This window comes from Streptomyces spiralis (assembly GCF_014654675.1).
Classification (GTDB): Bacteria; Actinomycetota; Actinomycetes; order Streptomycetales; family Streptomycetaceae; genus Streptomyces; species Streptomyces spiralis.
Genome location: NZ_BNBC01000001.1, coordinates 148,426 through 163,662 on the forward strand (window position 1 = coordinate 148,426; position 15,237 = coordinate 163,662).

Genomic DNA, 15,237 nt, shown 5'->3' on the forward strand with positions numbered 1-15,237 from the left:
GTCAGTGCGGCACCTCCTCCACGGCACCGGCGTGGGCCTGCACCGGGATCGGAAAACCGATCAGACCGGGGACGAGGACGGGCACTTTCATGCGTACGTCGGCCGTGACGTAGCCGGTCCCCTGTCCGCCACACTTGATCTCGGCGCCCTGCCACGCGCCCGGCAGATCCTCCTCGCCCGCCTGCTGACATGCCTTCCCCACCGCCCCCGCCCGCACCGCCTCGTCCGCAGCATTCCCCGCGAGCGTGTACGTGTATCCCAGCAGCACGCACTGCCACAGCAGCACCAGCGTGATGATGATGGTCGGTGCCATGCCGAGGAACTCGATGGCGACCTGCCCGCTGTCCGAGCGGAGCCGCAGCCGTAGACGTGGTCGTAGCCGTGACCGCCGCCCCACACCAACCGCCCGTCCCCTCATCCCCCCGCCCCCCTGCGCCGCCGAAAACTCACCGACCCCCGGTCGCCCTTCAGCCGGCCGCCGCCCTTGCGGTCCCCCTCGGGCGTCCTGACGATCCCGAGCTCGCCCGCGAGGCCCCACAGGGCCTGCTTGACCGTGCTCCTGTTGTCCAGTTCGTGGAGGCGGCCGGCGTCGACCGCGCCCTGGAGTTCCTTGAAGTTCGCGGGGATCGCGGTGCCCGCCACCGCCGTGCCGGTGATCTTCTGGATGAGCGGCGGCTGGATCTCCGTACCGCGGGTGTGCCGGTTGACGACGATCGTCGTCTCCTCCGCCTTGCGGATCTGGAGCCGGTCCCACATCCGTACCGTCCGTTTGGCGCCGCGCACCGCGACCACGTCCGGGGTGGTGACCAGCAAGGCGGTGTCGGCCATCTCCACGGCGGCCGCGCTCGCGCCGCTCATCTGGGCGCCGCAGTCCAGGACGACGACCTCGTAGCGGGAGCGCAGGGCGCTGACGATCTGGCGGGCCGCGCGGTCGGTGACCTCCTCGCCGCGTTCGCCCTCGCCGGGGGCGAGCAGCAGGGCCATGCCGGTGTCGTGGCGGAAGACGGCGTCGGCCAGGACCCGCGGGGAGATGTCGGTGATGGCGGCCAGGTCCACGACCGAGCGGCGGAACTGGACGTCCAGGTAGGAGGCGATGTCACCGGCCTGGAGGTCCATGTCGACCAGGGCGGTGCTGTGCCCGGAGGCCTGTGCGGCCAGGGCGAGTTGGATGGCCGCGACCGTGGCCCCCACGCCGCCCTTGGCGCCGCTCACCGTGACCGCGCGGCCGCCGATCCCGGTGAACACGTCGCCGCCGTGCCCGAGGTGGCGCCGTACGCCCACCGACCACTGGGCCACCGCCTGCACCCGGCTGACCAGCTCCTCGTAGCTCAGGGGCAGGGCCACGAGCCCCCGGGCCCCCGAGTCCATGGCGGCCGAGAACAGGCCCGGACCGGCGTCGGAGGTGACGAGGATGACGCCGACCGCCGGGAAGCGCAGGGCGACCTCGCGGATCAGCTCCAGGGCCGGTACCGGGCCGATCCGCTCGTGCACCACCACGACCTCGGGCAGCTCGTCGATGGACTCGGCGGCCAGGCGCGCGAGGGTGTCGACGAGCTGGGTGGAGTCGGCGACAGGGGTCATCGGCTCCGCGTCGGGGAGCTGGCTGAGCAGTGTCGTGAGGGACCGGACCGCGTCCGCGTCGCCGACTGCCGGGAGGATCCTGGTGGGCATGCGTGCGGGCCTCTCACTTGTCGTTCGCGAGTTCGTAGGTCCGGTCCTTGGCCGGGACGCTGGTGTCGCTGCCGGGCGCGACCAGCGCGAGCCTGACCCGCTGGGCGAAGGACTCGGCGTAGGTGATGCGCTGGGCGTCGATCGTGGAGAGCGCGAAGGTGATGGGGACGGTCTCGGTGGACTGCTGGTTCTTGTTGTCGGCGTTCGGGTCCAGCGCGGTGATCTCACCCACGTCGAGCACCTTGGCGTCGGTCACGATGATCTTGGACTGAGCGGGGTCGCCCTCACGCTGTCCGGGGAAGGTGGCGTACACGTTGACCGTGGAGCCCGGTGTGATCTTGCCGGCCACGCCGGTCGCCGCGTCGATCATGATGGCGACCTCCTGCTGCCCCGGCTGGAGGGCGGGCTGGTTCACGATCATGTCGCTCTGGAGCAGAGAGCCGTGCCGGAGCGTGGTGACCGCGATCTTGCCCTGGATCTGGGCGAGGTCGGTGACGGCGTTGGGCGACAGCCAGCGCTTGGGCATCCTGATCTTCTCGAACTGGCTCGCGTTCAGCGGCGTGTACGGCTTCACGTCGCTCTTGAGCTGGTACGCGGTGACCTCGGGGCCGACCTTGGACTTGACGTCGCTGATCACGGAGAGCACGCCCGCGAACGCGCCGATGGCGCAGATGACGGACAGGAGCAGGAGTATCACGCCGCGGCGCTGACGGGAGTTCATGGACCGTGCAACCTCATCGGGGATCTCGGTCGAGCGGGGTCGGATGGTGGGGGGCGGTGACGCGGTGCGGGCTCACCCGGTCAGGCGGCTCACGGCTCACGGTTCACCCAGGGGATGCGTGACTGTGCTGGACGGCCCTGTCGGGGCCGGGCGGTGTGGCGGAGCAGAAGACGCAGCGGTCCCCGATGACGTCGATGCCGCACCAGTGGCACACGCTCTGGCGCACCGAGGTGACCAGCTGGTACAGCACGGACAGGTCGGGCAGGTAGGTACAGAACTCGACGAGTTTTCCCGTCCCCCACCAGCCGGCGGACTCGGCCGGGAGCGCGGCCTCGCGCAGTCCGAGCACGCGCCAGGCCGGGGCCAGAGTGGTGGTGATCCAGTCGGACTGGAGCTGGCCCCTGGCGACCAGCATCCAGGTGGCGAAGTCCGGCCCGGCAAGGACGGTTTCCGGCCCGATCCGCACCAGCTGCGGCTCCGGGTGGGCGATCACGCCGAACTGGCTGCCCGGCACCCAGGACTTGGCATGGGTCTTGAGCCCGACGGGGACGCGGTCGAGGCGGGTGACGGAGTTGAGTACGGCGCCGCAGTGGACGTAGTGGGTGAGCAGGCGGCCCGCCGAGGCGAGGACGCCGGGGCCGAGGTCGCAGGAGGCCAGCTGCCTCAACTGGCGGGCGAGGACGGCGATCCCGAGCGGGGGCAGTTCCGGGCGGAACAGGGCGATACGGTCGCTCTCCAGCAGGGAGCGGACGGTGTGCAGCCGGCGCTGGACACCGTCGGGGACGGCGGGCGAGCAGACGACGATCACGTGTCCGTGCTGGTCGAGCAGGGCCTGCATGCCGTCCAGGGTCTGCTCCAGCGGCTGCCGGTCGAGGTCCTGGAGGACGACGGCGGGCACGGTGCGCTCGTCCTGCGCGGGCAGCGCCATGTCGGCGCTGGTGACAGCGATCGCAGTTGACACGCCAGCTCCCCGTTTGACGCCCGTCGGTGCACCGTCGTGGTTCCTCCAGTGCACTCAGTTGACTTCACTGCGTGACTACCTCAGCACTGTAACCACGCCTCTGTGACCGGAGAACAGCGAATCCGTAGCTGGATGGCAACTGCTGTTGCACAAGTCACGGCAAAACGGGGCAGCTTGAGCATCGGGAACGGCCCGAAAGCGTGGGCCCGGCGGCCGTCCATTGACCCCGGCCCGAGCGCACCGGCCGAAGGGGTGTCAAACACGGACAGCCACGGGGAAGTTGGTCTGGACCTCTTGACAATGCAATTGGTCTGGACCAACTTGTACGGCTAGCGGTGGCCACCGTCCCCCTGCTCCTCCCTGCTCGTCCTTCCCCTCTCATCCCACCTCTCCCTTCCCCGGAGGCCTCAGTGGACCGCGTACCAGGCATGCCCACGAGCAGACGGCTCCGGCCGTTGCGCATCTGGTCCGGAGCCGTGACCGCGGCCGTCGCCCTCTCCCTCGCGGGCACCGGCCAGGCGTCGGCAGCAGACGTCAACAACGCCAAGAACGCCGGATTCGAGTCGGGTCTGGGCAACTGGACGTGCTCGGCCGGCAGCGGTACGACCGTCTCCTCCCCGGTGCACAGCGGCTCGGCCGCGCTGAAGGCCACGCCGGCGGCGCTGGACAACGCCCAGTGCACCCAGACGGTCGCGGTCAAGCCCAACTCGACGTACACGCTGAGCGCGTGGGTGCAGGGCGGGTACGCCTACCTGGGCGCCACCGGCACGGGCACCACGGACGTCTCGACCTGGACGCCCGACACCCCGAGCTGGAAGCAGCTCCAGACCACCTTCACCACCGGCTCCTCGACCACGTCGGTGACGATCTACCTGCACGGCTGGTACGGCACCGCCGCCTACTACGCCGACGACGTCTCGGTGTTCGGCCCGGACGGGGGCGGCGGCGGTGATCCGGCCCCGACCGTTCCGGCGGCCCCGACCGGCCTGACGGCGACGGGGACGACGTCGTCCTCGGTGTCCCTGTCCTGGAGCACGGTCTCGAACGCGACCGGCTACAACGTCTACCGCAACGGCACGAAGGTCGCCGCTGTGACGGGCACCTCGGCGACGGTGACCGGCCTGACGGCCTCGACGTCGTACTCCTTCCAGGTCACGGCGACCAACGCGGCGGGCGAGTCGGCGAAGTCGGCGACGGTGACGGCCACGACGGCGGGCAGCGGGGACCCCGGCCCGGTCACCGGCCTGCCCAAGCACGCGGTGACGGGCTACTGGCAGAACTTCAACAACGGCGCGACCGTCCAGAAGATCTCCGACGTCCCCTCCGCCTACGACATCATCGCGGTCGCCTTCGCCGACGCCACGACCACGCCCGGCGCGGTGACCTTCAGCCTCGACTCCGCGGGCCTGGGCGGCTACACCGTCGACCAGTTCAAGGCGGACATCAAGGCCAAGCAGGCGGCCGGCAAGAAGGTCATCGTCTCGGTGGGCGGTGAGAAGGGCACGGTGTCGGTCAGCGACTCGGCATCGGCGACGAACTTCGCCAACTCGGTCTACTCCCTGATGCAGACGTACGGCTTCGACGGCGTCGACATCGACCTGGAGAACGGCCTGAACCCCACCTACATGACGCAGGCGCTGCGCGCCCTGTCCGCGAAGGCCGGGCCGAACCTCGTCATCACCATGGCGCCGCAGACGATCGACATGCAGTCGACCTCGGGCAGCTACTTCAAGACGGCCCTGAACATCAAGGACATCCTGACGGTCGTCAACACCCAGTACTACAACAGCGGCGCGATGCTGGGCTGTGACGGCAAGGTGTACTCCCAGGGCTCGGTGGACTTCCTGACCGCCCTGGCCTGCATCCAGCTGGAAGGCGGCCTCGCCCCGTCCCAGGTCGGCCTCGGCCTCCCCGCCTCCCCCAGCGGCGCCGGCGGCGGCTACGTCTCGCCCACGACCGTCAACAACGCCCTCGACTGCCTGACCAAGCTCACCAACTGCGGCACCTTCAAGCCGTCGAAGACCTACCCCGACCTGCGCGGCGCCATGACCTGGTCCACCAACTGGGACGCGGCGGCCGGCAACGCCTGGTCCAACTCGGTCGGCGCCCACGTCCACGCGCTGCCGTAACCTGACCCGACCGACCTGATGCGACGCCCGGACCCACCAGGGTTCCGGGCGTCGCCCGCGTTCTCGGGCGGGGTGAAACATTCCGGGGGGTCCGGCGCATCAATGAGGTGAGAGTGCTGGAGACGAGCGGGAAGCGGGGACGCATGGGGCAGGGGCGGGGAGACGGGCACGACGGGTATCCGGAGTTCGCCGCGGCGCGTGCCGGGCATCTCTTCCGGTCCGCCTGTCTGCTCACCGGCGGGGACACCCATCTCGCCGAGGACCTCGTCCAGGAGACCCTCGGGCGGGTGTACGTCCGGTGGGGCCGGATCTCCCGGGTCGGCAATCCGGCCGGGTACGCGCAGACCGTCCTCACCCGGACCTTCCTCGCCCACAGGCGTCGCCACAGCAGCAGCCGGGAGCGCGCCACCGAGGTGCTCCCCGAGGTCCCGGGGCCGGACGCGGGCGGTGACGCTCCGCTGCGCCTGACCCTGCTGGACGCGCTCGGACGGCTGTCCGCCAAGGACCGGGCGGTGGTCGTCCTGCGGTACTGGGAGGACCGCAGCATCGAGGAGACGGCCGCCGCGATGAACACCAGCTCGGCCGCCGTGCGGACGCGCTGCGTCCGCGCGCTCGCCCGGCTGCGTCTGCTCCTCGGCGACGCCCTCGGCGAGTACGCCCGCCCCTGACCCGCTCCTCCGGCACGCGCATCATCGACCAACGTCCCAGAAACGGCGGTTCGCCATGCCTGCTGAACTCCACGACGAACACCACGACCCCTTCGAGGAACGGTTCGCCGACGCCCTGCGCGACACCGGCACCACGTTCGCGACCGACCAGCAGGAGCTGGCCGCCGGCGGTCAAGCGCGCGGACGGCGGCTGCGGGCGCGGCGGCGGGCCGCCGTCGCGGGCGGCGTGGCCGCGGTCGCGCTCATCGGGGTGGGCGGCGCCCTGGTCCTGCCCGGCGTGCAGGGGGACGGCGGCCGGCAGCGGTCCGTGGCCGGAGGCCGGTCCTCGGGGCAGGAGGACTCCGCCGCGTCCGGGTCCGCCGGCTCGGGCGCCTCCGGGGTCTCCGGCGACGAGCTCCTCCGTACCTTCGAAAAGCTGCTGCCGGAGGGGAAGCTCAGCGACACGACCGGTCGCGGCACCGCCGACAACCCCTTCGTCCAGGGCGTGTACGACGACGGCCGGGGCAAGGCCGCCATCGCCCTGTCCCTGGGCCTGGTCCAGCCCGGCAGCCAGGAGGCCGCCCAGACCACCGAGTGCCCCGACCGGGTGTACATCGCCTACGACAGCTGCACCGGCACCAAGCTGTCCGACGGCTCCGCCCTGATGATCCTCAAGGGCTACGAGTACCCGAACAAGCGCAGCGGAACGAAACTGTGGCGCGCCGAACTCGTCACGCCGACGGGCGCGCACGTCAGCGCGCAGGAGTGGAACGCCGCCGCCGAGAAGGACTCGCCCGTCACCCGCGCCGAACCGCCGCTGTCCGCCGAACAGTTGAAGAAGCTGGTCGCCGCGCCCGAGTGGCGTGCCGCCGCGGGCGCCATCCCCGTCGATCCCCGGATGACCGCCGCGCCGAGCGCGACGACGGCCCACCACGGCTCGATCCCGGCGACGCTCGCCCGACTGATCCCGAACGGGGTGAAGGTCGTCTCCCGGAGCCGGTCGGACGACTACGAGTTCGGGTACGTCGTCGTCGACGACGGCCGGGGAAAGAGCCTGGTGCAGATCAACGTCCAGCCGGACATGCGGGACGTCGAGGGCGAGCTCTTCGGGGCCGGGACCAGGACGCTCCCCGACGGGACCAAGGTCGTCCGGCGCAAGCAGGGCGGCGAGAAGGGCATCGCCGGGATCGTCATGTGGACCGTGGACACCATCCGGCCCGACGGCCGCCGTGTGGTCATCAGCGCCTTCAACTCCGGCGCGCAGAACACCCCGGCGACCCGTCAGGCCCCGGCCCTGACCATGAAGCAGTTGGAGGCGATCGCCACCGACCAGAAGTGGCTCAAGATCGGCTGATCGCCGTGTCCTCGTCCGCCGCGCCGGAGGGGTGGTCCTGATCCGCCTCTCCGGAGGTCCGGTCCTGCTCCGCCGCGCCGGACTCGTCCGCCGCGCCGTCCTGGTCGTCAGCCGCACCGTCCTGGTCGTCCGCCTCGCCGTCGTCGAAGTAGGCGTCCAGGACCGCGTCCAGCCGGCTCTCCCACTCGGCGAAGCGGGACCTGGAGGGGGCCTCGATCTCGATGGGGTACCAGCGGCGCTCGGGGGTGTGCACGGTGATCGTGAACCGCTTGCCGAAGCGGGGCGTCGCCGTCTCCACGGCGCCGATCTCGTCCCAGCGGAACTCGCACTCCTGGTCGTCCAGGCTGAGACGTACGCCCCGGTGGTCGGCGACGATCCGGGCGCGGCGGTCGGCGGCCTCGAAGGCGGGGCCGTCGGGGGCCTCGTCGCCGGCGGCGGGCTCGTCGGCCCCATCCGCCGCGGGCTCCTCGGGCCCTTCCGCGGAGGCCTCCCCGGCCTCCGGGCTCGCCTCCTCCGGCTCCGGCTCCGTGTCGTCCGGCCTGGCGCCCTCCGGCGTCGCGCCCTCCGGCTTCGCGTCGTCCGGCTCATCGGTCGCCGGAGTCGTGAGGCCGGGGATGAACGCCGGGTCGAATCCGGCGCCCTTCACGGGCTCGTTCTTCAGGGGCTGGCTGCTCGAACCTATGCGCTGCTCCACAGCGGGCAGTATGGTCGACGATCCTGTGCCCGGCACAGCCAGCCCCTACTTCGTTATCGGATGCCTACAACGGCACCACCTGACACACGCTCACACGAACAGGCTCAGCACGGCGGCCACCGCGAAGCCCGCGACCGACAGCACGCTCTCCAGCACCGTCCATGTCTTCAGCGTGTCCCGTTCGCTGATGCCGAAGTACTTCGCCACCATCCAGAAGCCGCCGTCGTTGACGTGCGAGGCGAAGATCGAGCCGGCCGAGATCGCCATGATGACCAGGGCGACGAATGCCTGCGAGTGGTGGCCCTCGGCCAGCAGCGGGGCCACGATGCCCGCCGTGGTCACGATCGCCACCGTCGCCGAGCCCTGCGCCACCCGCAGCACCAGCGAGATCAGGTAGGAGAGCACGATCACCGGCAGGCCCACGCCGTTGAAGGTGTCCGACAGGGCCTGCGCGACCCCGCTCGCCTTCAGGACCGCGCCGAAGACCCCGCCCGCGCCGACCACCAGCAGGATGTTGCCGACCGGCTTCAGGGACGCCGTGGACACCGTCTCCAGCGACTTGCGGGACCAGCCCCGGCGGATGCCCAGCAGGTAGTACGCCAGCAGCAGCGCGATCGTCAGCGCCACGAACGGGTGGCCGAAGAACTCGATCACCGACCGGCCCGTGGACGGGTCCAGCGCGACCGAGGAGAAGGTGGCCGCGAGGATCAGCACCAGGGGCGTACCGATGATGCCGAGAACCGTCGCGAGCGCCACCGGCTCCTCCTGGGGCCGTACGCCCGAGCGCCGCTGCTCCTCCAGGACCGCCCGCTTGGCCTCGTCCGCCGCGTCGACCATGTCCTGCGGCACCTCGACGAAGATCCGCCTGCCGACCCACGCGGAGTACGCCCAGGCGGCCAGCACCGCCGGGATGCCGCAGACGATGCCCATGAGGATGATCCAGCCGAGCTGCACGTGGAGCAGGCCGGCCGCGGCCACCGGTCCCGGGTGCGGGGGCAGGAAGGCGTGCGTCATGGACAGGCCCGCGAGCAGCGGCAGGCAGTACAGCAGGATCGACTTGCCGCTGCGCTTGGCGGCGGCGTAGACGAGGGGCGCGAGCACGAAGATGCCCACGTCGAAGAAGACCGGGATGCCGAAGATCAGACCGGTCAGGCCCATGGCGAGGGGTGCCCGCCGCTCGCCGAAGAGTCCCAGGAGCCGCGAGGCGAGCACCTCGGCGCCGCCGCTGACCTCCAGGATCGCGCCGAGCATCGTGCCGAGGCCGATGATGACGGCGACATGGCCGAGGATGCCGCCCATGCCGGACTCGATGGTGGAGACGGCGTCGGAGCGCTGGACGGTGCCGAAGAGTTCGGTGACGGACAGGCCGGCGAGCAGGCCGACGGTTATGGAGACGGCCAGCAGCGCCACGAACGGCTGGAGTCTCGCCTTGATGATCAGGAACAGCAGCAGGGCTATGCCGAGGGCGGCGACCAGCAGGAGTCCGGTGGTGCCGTCGACGAGGAGGAGCAGGCCTCCGGTGTGGGGTGGTGCGGCGGGAGCGGGGGCGGCGAGCGGATGGGACATGGGGGGTCCTCTGCGTAAGTACATACGGCTTTCGGGCAGGGCGGATCGCGGCACGGCGCCCGTGTGCTGATGGGCGCCGTGCCGTGCAGGAGGTGCGGAGTGGGGCGAGGGAGGCGAGAGCGGTGTCAGCCGAGTACGGCGAGCGCGTCGATCTCGATGAGGAGTCCCGCGGGCAGTCCGACGTAGACCGTGGTGCGCGCGGCGGGCGGCTGGGTGAGGCCCTGCTCCTCGAAGTACGCGTTGTAGATGGCGTTCATCTCCGCGAAGTGGTCCACGTCCGTCAGATAGACGCGGATCATCATCACGTCGTCCCAGCTCGCGCCGCCCTCTTCGAGGATCGCCTTGACGTTGGCGAGGGTCTGGAGGGTCTGCCCGCGCAGGGTGGGGCCGGCGGGCGTGGGAGCCTTGCCCTCCTCGGCGGGCAGGAAGCCGACCTGTCCGGCGACCTGGAGGATGTTGCCCTTCTTCACACCGTGGGAGAACTTCGCGGGCGGGGTGGTGTGGGTCTTGGGGGTGAGCGCGATCTTCTCGGTCATACGGAGTCCCTGTCTGGGGTGGTTGCGGGGGTGGTCACGGGGGTTCTCCCGGAGTACTCGCCGCTGATGGCGTCCGCGGTACGGCGCACCAGCGGGAGCAGGGTGAGGAGTTCGTCGGCGGTGACGACGACGTTCGGCGCGGAGACCGACATCGCGGCGACCACCCGGCCGTCGGCGCCCCGGACGGGGGCGGCGACGCAGTTGATGGACTCCTCGTGGCCACCGAGGTCGGTGGCCCAGCCCTGTTCGCGCACCGTCGCCAGCTCCTTGAGGAAGGCGGGTGCGTTGGGTGTCGAACGGGCCGTGTACAGGGGGTATTCGAGCTTCTCCGCGACGGCGCGGCGCTCGGCCTCGGGCAGGTCGGCCAGCAGCAGCTTGGCCACGGCGGCCACGGTGATGGCGACCGGCTTGCCGATGCGGGAGTACATGCGCACCGGGTAGCGGCTCTCCACCTTGTCGATGTAGAGCACCTCGCCCTCCTCGTACACGGCGAGGTGGACGGTGTGTCCGCAGCTCTCGTTCAGCCGGGTCAGGTGCGGGTGGGCGATCTCGCGGATGTCGAGGTTCTCCATCGCCTCCTGGGCGAGGGCGAAGAGGCGGGCGCCGAGGCGGTAGCGCTGGTCGGACTGGCGGTAGACCAGGCCGTGCTCGTGGAGGGTGCGCAGCAGCCGCAGGGCGGTGGACTTGTGGACGCCGAGACGGTCGGCGACCTGTCCGAGGTCGGCGGGCCCCTCGGCGAGCAGCGGCAGGATGCTCAGCGCGCGGTCGACGGTCTGGCTCATGGCGTACGTACCTCCTCCTCGGCCCCCTGTGCGGTGCCCGTCCAGCCGGGGCCGAGTCGAAGTCTCCCCCACGCACCCTCGTCCAGGGCGGTCAGCCGGTCGGCGTGGTCGCGGGCGGGGGGTGCGGCGAGGTCCCCGGGGACGGTGAGCGCGGCGGCGGCCATGAGGTGGCCGTGGCGCAGCCGGTCGCGGACGGGCAGCCCGCGCAGGGTGGCGGACAGGAACCCGGCGGCGAAGGCGTCCCCGGCGCCGACGTGGGCGACGACGTCGACCCGGGGGGCCGGCACGAGTGTCGCGCGGCCGTCGCCGTCCTCCGTGCCGTCGGCGTTCCGGTCGTACGCGGTCGCTCCGCCCGCGCCGTGCTTGACGACGACGGTCCGCGGCTCGGGCAGTGCCTCCCGGACGGCACGGCCGCCGTCGAGCCCCCAGGCCTCGCGGGCCTCGTCGTCGCCGACGAACACGAGGTCGGCGCGGCGCGCCAGTTCCAGCAGGACCCGCGGCCCGTCGGCGTCCCGCCACAGTCCGGGCCGGAAGTTGACGTCGAAGGAGACCAGCGGACGTCCGGGGCGGGGCGCCGTCAGCGCGCGCATCAGCGCGAGGCAGTCGTCGGAGAGCGCCGCCGTGATCCCCGACAGGTGCAGCACGCGGCACGCGCCGAGTGCCGCCTCGTCGACGTTGCCGACCGCCATCGCGGAGGCCGCCGAACCGGCCCGGTAGTAGGCGACCTCGTGGGCGTCGGTGGCGCGGTCCCCGGCGGTGCGGAAGTAGATGCCGGTGGGGCGGGCCGGATCGCGGCGTACGGCCGAGACGTCGACGCCGTAGGAGCCGATCGTCTCCACCAGGTGGTCGCCGAAGCCGTCCGCGCCGACCCGGCCGACCCAGCGCGCGGAGTGCCCGGCGGCGGCGAGCGTGCAGGCCACGTTGGACTCGGCGCCGCCGATGGCGCGTTCGAACGACGGTACGTCGGCGAGGCGGCCGGGGCGGGTGGGCAGGAACGTGACCATGGACTCGCCGAGCGCGACGACGTCCACGACGTCGGGGCTGTTGCAGGGTCCGGTGACGGTCACGATGCTCGTGGCTCCTCGGTGGGGTGAGTGAGGTGACGGGTCGCGGGACTTCCGTTCGTTGACCTCGCGTGGCCAGGATGTTAGACAGCAGTAAGCGAAACGTGCAATGAGCATTGCAACATACGCAACGTACTTGATCAGGGAGGTTCCATGAAGAGTGAGGCGCTCGCCCGCCTGGCCGAGGAACGCGTCGACCACCGGTTCAAGGGACTCCCGCCGGACGCGGACGGGATGACCGTCGGCGAGCTGGCCGCCCAGCGCCGCAACCTCTTCACCGACGGCTTCGCCACGCCCGTGCTCGCGCTGTCCGCCGAGCACCTGGAACACAACCTGAAGCTGATGGAGACGTACGCGGCCCGCCACGGCCTCGCCTTCGCACCGCACGGCAAGACCTCCATGGCGCCCCAGCTCTTCCACCGGCAGATCGAGCACGGGGCGTGGGGCATCACGCTCGCCGTACCGCACCAGGTGCGCGTCGCGCGGGCGTTCGGCGTCGAGCGGGTCTTCCTGGCCAACGAGCTGGTGGACCCGGCCGCCCTGCGCTGGATCGCCGCCGAACTGGCCGCCGACCCGTCCTTCCGCTTCGTCTGCTACGTCGACTCCGTGCGCGGCGTCGAACTGATGGACGCGGCGCTGCGGGAGGCCGGGGCCGCGCGTGAGGTCGACGTGGTCCTGGAGCTCGGCGCGGGCGAGGGCGCGCGCACCGGGATCCGTACGGAGACGGAGTGCGCGGCCGTCGCCGACGCGGTGGCGGCCACCGGGACCCTGCGGCTGGTGGGGGTCGCCGGTTACGAGGGCGAGGTCCCGCAGGCGGACCCGGAGCGGGTGCGCGCGTGGCTGCGCCGGCTCGTCGCCCTCGCCGTGGACTTCGACAAGGCCGGGCGGTTCACCGGGACCGACGAGATCGTGGTGAGCGCGGGCGGCAGCGCCTGGTTCGACGCGGTGGCCGACGTGTTCGCCGAGATCCCCGAACTGTCGCTGCCGGTGCTGAAGCTGCTGCGCTCGGGCGCGTACGTCTCGCACGACGACGGCCACTACCGGAAGATCACCCCCTTCAACCGCGTCCCCGCGGAGGGCGCCCTGGAGCCCGCCTTCCGCCTGTGGGCGCAGGTCGTCTCGCGTCCCACCGCCGAGCAGGCCTTCGCCAACGCCGGCAAGCGGGACGCCGCCTACGACCTCGACCTGCCCTTCGCCCAGGTGGTGCGCCGGGGCGGCGACGGCGGCGGCGAACGCCCGGCCACCGGCATCACCGTCACCGGGCTGTCCGACCAGCACGCCTGGCTGCGCACCACGCCGGAGGCCGGCCTGGAGGTCGGCGACTGGATCGGCATGGGCCTGTCGCACCCGTGCACGTCCTTCGACAAGTGGCCGCTGATCCCGGTCGCGCAGGCGGACGGCACGGTCGTCGACTACATCCGCACGTTCTTCTAGAAGCCCCGGGAGGAGACCCCCCATGGATCCGGTCGAGCTCGCCGATCTCACCGATCTCGTCATCCGTGACGCGGACGTCGTCGACGGCACCGGCGCGCCCTCCTACCGCGCCGACGTGGCGATCAAGGACGGCCGGATCGTGTCGATCGTCAAGGAGGCCGCGGCGGCCGGCTGCCAGCGGCCCCGGGCGCGGAGGGAGCTGGACGCGGAGGGCCTGGTCCTCTCCCCCGGCTTCATCGACATGCACGCCCACAGCGACCTCGCCCTGCTGCGCGACCCCGAGCACAGCGCCAAGGCCGCGCAGGGCGTCACCCTGGAGGTGATCGGGCAGGACGGGCTGTCGTACGCGCCGGTCGACGACCGCAGCCTGGAGGAGGTGCGCCGGGCGATCACCGGCTGGAACGGCTACGGCGACGACATCGACTTCGACTGGCGCTCGGTGGGCGAGTACCTGGACCGCCTCGACCACGGCTTCGGCGGCGAGGGCATCGCCGTCAACGCGGCCTATCTGATCCCGCAGGGCACGGTCCGCGCGCTCGCCGTGGGCTGGGAGGACCGCGAGGCCACACCCGAGGAGCTGGACCGGATGCGGCACCTGGTCGCCGAGGGCATGGAGCAGGGCGCCGTCGGCATGTCCTCCGGGCTCACCTACACACCCGGGATGTACGCGAAGGACGCCGAACTGACCGAGCTGTGCCGGGTGGTGGCGGCGCACGGCGGCTACTACTGCCCGCACCACCGCAGTTACGGCGCCGGGGCGCTGGAGGCCTACGAGGAGATGGTGGCCCTCACCCGCGAGGCGGACTGCCCGCTGCACCTCGCGCACGCCACCATGAACTTCGGCCCGAACAAGGGCCGGGCCCCCGAGCTGCTGACGCTGCTGGACGACGCGCTCGCCGCCGGCGCCGACATCACCCTCGACACCTATCCCTACACCCCCGGCTGCACCACCCTGGTCGCCCTGCTGCCGAGCTGGGCGAGCGAGGGCGGCCCGGAGCAGATCCTCAAGCGGCTCACCGACGAGGCGACCGCCGAGCGGATCCGCCACCATCTGGAGGTCACCGGCTCCGACGGCTGCCACGGTGTGCCGGTGGAGTGGGAGACGATCGAGATCTCCGGCGTGACCGCGCCCGCGCTCGCGGAGTACGTCGGCCACACCGTCCAGGCCTCGGCGGACCGGCGCGGCGAGAGCCCCTGGACGGTCGCCCACCGCCTCCTGACCGACGACCGGCTCGGCACGACGATCCTCCAGCACGTCGGCCACGAGGAGAACGTCCGCACGATCATGCGCCACCGCGTGCACACCGGCGGCTCCGACGGCATCCTCCAGGGCACCAAGCCGCATCCGCGCGCCTACGGCACCTTCCCGCAGTATCTCGGCCGGTACGTACGGGACTTGGGCGTGCTGTCGCTGGAGGAGTGCGTCGCGCACCTCACCGGCCGCCCCGCGGCCCGGCTGCGGCTGCCGGACCGGGGGACCGTGCGCGAGGGCCACCGGGCCGACCTGGTCCTCTTCGACCCGGCCACGGTCGCACCGGGCTCCACCTTCGAGCAGCCGCGCGCACTGCCGACGGGGATTCCGTACGTACTGATCGACGGCCGGTTCGTGATCGAGGACGGGCGGCGCACGGACGTGCTGGCGGGGCGGGCGGTACGCCGTACTCCGGCGTGACCGCCC

14 protein-coding genes are annotated in these 15,237 nt (G+C 71.7%); 5 read left to right on the forward strand and 9 right to left on the reverse strand.

Annotation, left to right across the window (positions count from 1 at the left end; all coding sequences use genetic code 11):
• Position 1: 1 nt before the first annotated feature.
• From IE318_RS00690 to IE318_RS00705, 4 genes are all read right to left on the reverse strand, one after another.
• Positions 2-418, reverse strand: coding sequence for a TadE/TadG family type IV pilus assembly protein (locus tag IE318_RS00690; RefSeq protein ID WP_189895555.1), 417 nt, complete (start codon positions 416-418; stop codon positions 2-4).
• Entirely contained in the window at positions 415-1,671 is a 1,257-nt protein-coding gene (locus IE318_RS00695) for a CpaE/TadZ family protein (protein ID WP_189895556.1), read from the reverse strand. Before IE318_RS00695 ends, IE318_RS00690 begins: the two co-directional genes overlap by 4 nt.
• Positions 1,672-1,684: 13 nt before the next feature.
• Complete coding sequence (gene cpaB / locus IE318_RS00700; protein WP_189895557.1) at positions 1,685-2,392, reverse strand: Flp pilus assembly protein CpaB; 708 nt, start codon at positions 2,390-2,392, stop codon at positions 1,685-1,687.
• Positions 2,393-2,495: 103 nt separating this feature from the next.
• Positions 2,496-3,320 carry a hypothetical protein gene (locus IE318_RS00705; RefSeq protein ID WP_229903291.1) on the reverse strand — a complete coding sequence of 275 codons (825 nt, stop codon included), beginning with the start codon at positions 3,318-3,320 and terminating at the stop codon, positions 2,496-2,498.
• Positions 3,321-3,763: 443 nt separating this feature from the next.
• Between IE318_RS00705 and IE318_RS00710 the strand changes: the two genes are divergently transcribed.
• The 3 genes from IE318_RS00710 (at position 3,764) to IE318_RS00720 (ending at position 7,483) form a co-directional block, all read left to right on the forward strand.
• Complete coding sequence (locus IE318_RS00710) at positions 3,764-5,482, forward strand: chitinase (protein ID WP_189895559.1); 1,719 nt, start codon at positions 3,764-3,766, stop codon at positions 5,480-5,482.
• 143 nt (positions 5,483-5,625) lie between these two features.
• On the forward strand, positions 5,626-6,150 hold the full coding sequence (locus tag IE318_RS00715; protein WP_030165788.1) for a SigE family RNA polymerase sigma factor: 525 nt from the start codon (positions 5,626-5,628) through the stop codon (positions 6,148-6,150).
• Between the two features lie 55 nt (positions 6,151-6,205).
• Positions 6,206-7,483 (forward strand): hypothetical protein, encoded by a 1,278-nt coding sequence (locus IE318_RS00720; RefSeq protein WP_189895560.1) that lies wholly within the window; start codon positions 6,206-6,208, stop codon positions 7,481-7,483.
• Here the strand turns inward: IE318_RS00720 and IE318_RS00725 are convergent.
• From IE318_RS00725 to IE318_RS00745, 5 genes are all read right to left on the reverse strand, one after another.
• Positions 7,470-8,177: a hypothetical protein gene (locus IE318_RS00725; RefSeq protein WP_189895561.1), complete on the reverse strand. Its 708-nt coding sequence runs from the start codon at positions 8,175-8,177 to the stop codon at positions 7,470-7,472. The genes IE318_RS00720 and IE318_RS00725 overlap by 14 nt on opposite strands.
• 90 nt (positions 8,178-8,267) lie before the next feature.
• On the reverse strand, positions 8,268-9,743 hold the full coding sequence (locus tag IE318_RS00730) for a GntP family permease (protein ID WP_189895562.1): 1,476 nt from the start codon (positions 9,741-9,743) through the stop codon (positions 8,268-8,270).
• 125 nt (positions 9,744-9,868) lie between these two features.
• On the reverse strand, positions 9,869-10,279 hold the full coding sequence (locus IE318_RS00735) for a RidA family protein (RefSeq protein ID WP_030165776.1): 411 nt from the start codon (positions 10,277-10,279) through the stop codon (positions 9,869-9,871).
• Entirely contained in the window at positions 10,276-11,061 is a 786-nt protein-coding gene (locus tag IE318_RS00740; RefSeq protein WP_189895563.1) for an IclR family transcriptional regulator, read from the reverse strand. The genes IE318_RS00735 and IE318_RS00740 overlap by 4 nt, the downstream gene beginning before the upstream one ends.
• Positions 11,058-12,128 (reverse strand): sugar kinase, encoded by a 1,071-nt coding sequence (locus IE318_RS00745; protein WP_189895564.1) that lies wholly within the window; start codon positions 12,126-12,128, stop codon positions 11,058-11,060. The genes IE318_RS00740 and IE318_RS00745 overlap by 4 nt, the downstream gene beginning before the upstream one ends.
• Before the next feature lie 150 nt (positions 12,129-12,278).
• Here IE318_RS00745 and IE318_RS00750 point away from each other — a divergent pair, with 150 nt between their 5' ends.
• Positions 12,279-13,559: an amino acid deaminase gene (locus IE318_RS00750; RefSeq protein ID WP_189895565.1), complete on the forward strand. Its 1,281-nt coding sequence runs from the start codon at positions 12,279-12,281 to the stop codon at positions 13,557-13,559.
• A 22-nt stretch (positions 13,560-13,581) separates the two neighbouring features.
• The gene (locus IE318_RS00755) at positions 13,582-15,231 is read left to right on the forward strand and encodes an N-acyl-D-amino-acid deacylase family protein (RefSeq protein ID WP_189895566.1); all 1,650 of its coding nucleotides are present in this window, start codon (positions 13,582-13,584) and stop codon (positions 15,229-15,231) included.
• Positions 15,232-15,237: the final 6 nt, after the last annotated feature.

Coding starts and splice junctions, on each gene's coding strand:
- IE318_RS00730 (WP_189895562.1), bottom strand. CDS start 9,743: ATGTCCCATCCGCTCGCCGCCCCCGCTCCCGCCGCACCACCCCACACC.
- IE318_RS00695 (WP_189895556.1), bottom strand. CDS start 1,671: ATGCCCACCAGGATCCTCCCGGCAGTCGGCGACGCGGACGCGGTCCGG.
- IE318_RS00735 (WP_030165776.1), bottom strand. CDS start 10,279: ATGACCGAGAAGATCGCGCTCACCCCCAAGACCCACACCACCCCGCCC.
- IE318_RS00720 (WP_189895560.1), top strand. CDS start 6,206: ATGCCTGCTGAACTCCACGACGAACACCACGACCCCTTCGAGGAACGG.
- IE318_RS00705 (WP_229903291.1), bottom strand. CDS start 3,320: ATGGCGCTGCCCGCGCAGGACGAGCGCACCGTGCCCGCCGTCGTCCTC.
- IE318_RS00740 (WP_189895563.1), bottom strand. CDS start 11,061: ATGAGCCAGACCGTCGACCGCGCGCTGAGCATCCTGCCGCTGCTCGCC.
- IE318_RS00715 (WP_030165788.1), top strand. CDS start 5,626: ATGGGGCAGGGGCGGGGAGACGGGCACGACGGGTATCCGGAGTTCGCC.
- cpaB (WP_189895557.1), bottom strand. CDS start 2,392: ATGAACTCCCGTCAGCGCCGCGGCGTGATACTCCTGCTCCTGTCCGTC.
- IE318_RS00690 (WP_189895555.1), bottom strand. CDS start 418: ATGAGGGGACGGGCGGTTGGTGTGGGGCGGCGGTCACGGCTACGACCA.
- IE318_RS00755 (WP_189895566.1), top strand. CDS start 13,582: ATGGATCCGGTCGAGCTCGCCGATCTCACCGATCTCGTCATCCGTGAC.
- IE318_RS00750 (WP_189895565.1), top strand. CDS start 12,279: ATGAAGAGTGAGGCGCTCGCCCGCCTGGCCGAGGAACGCGTCGACCAC.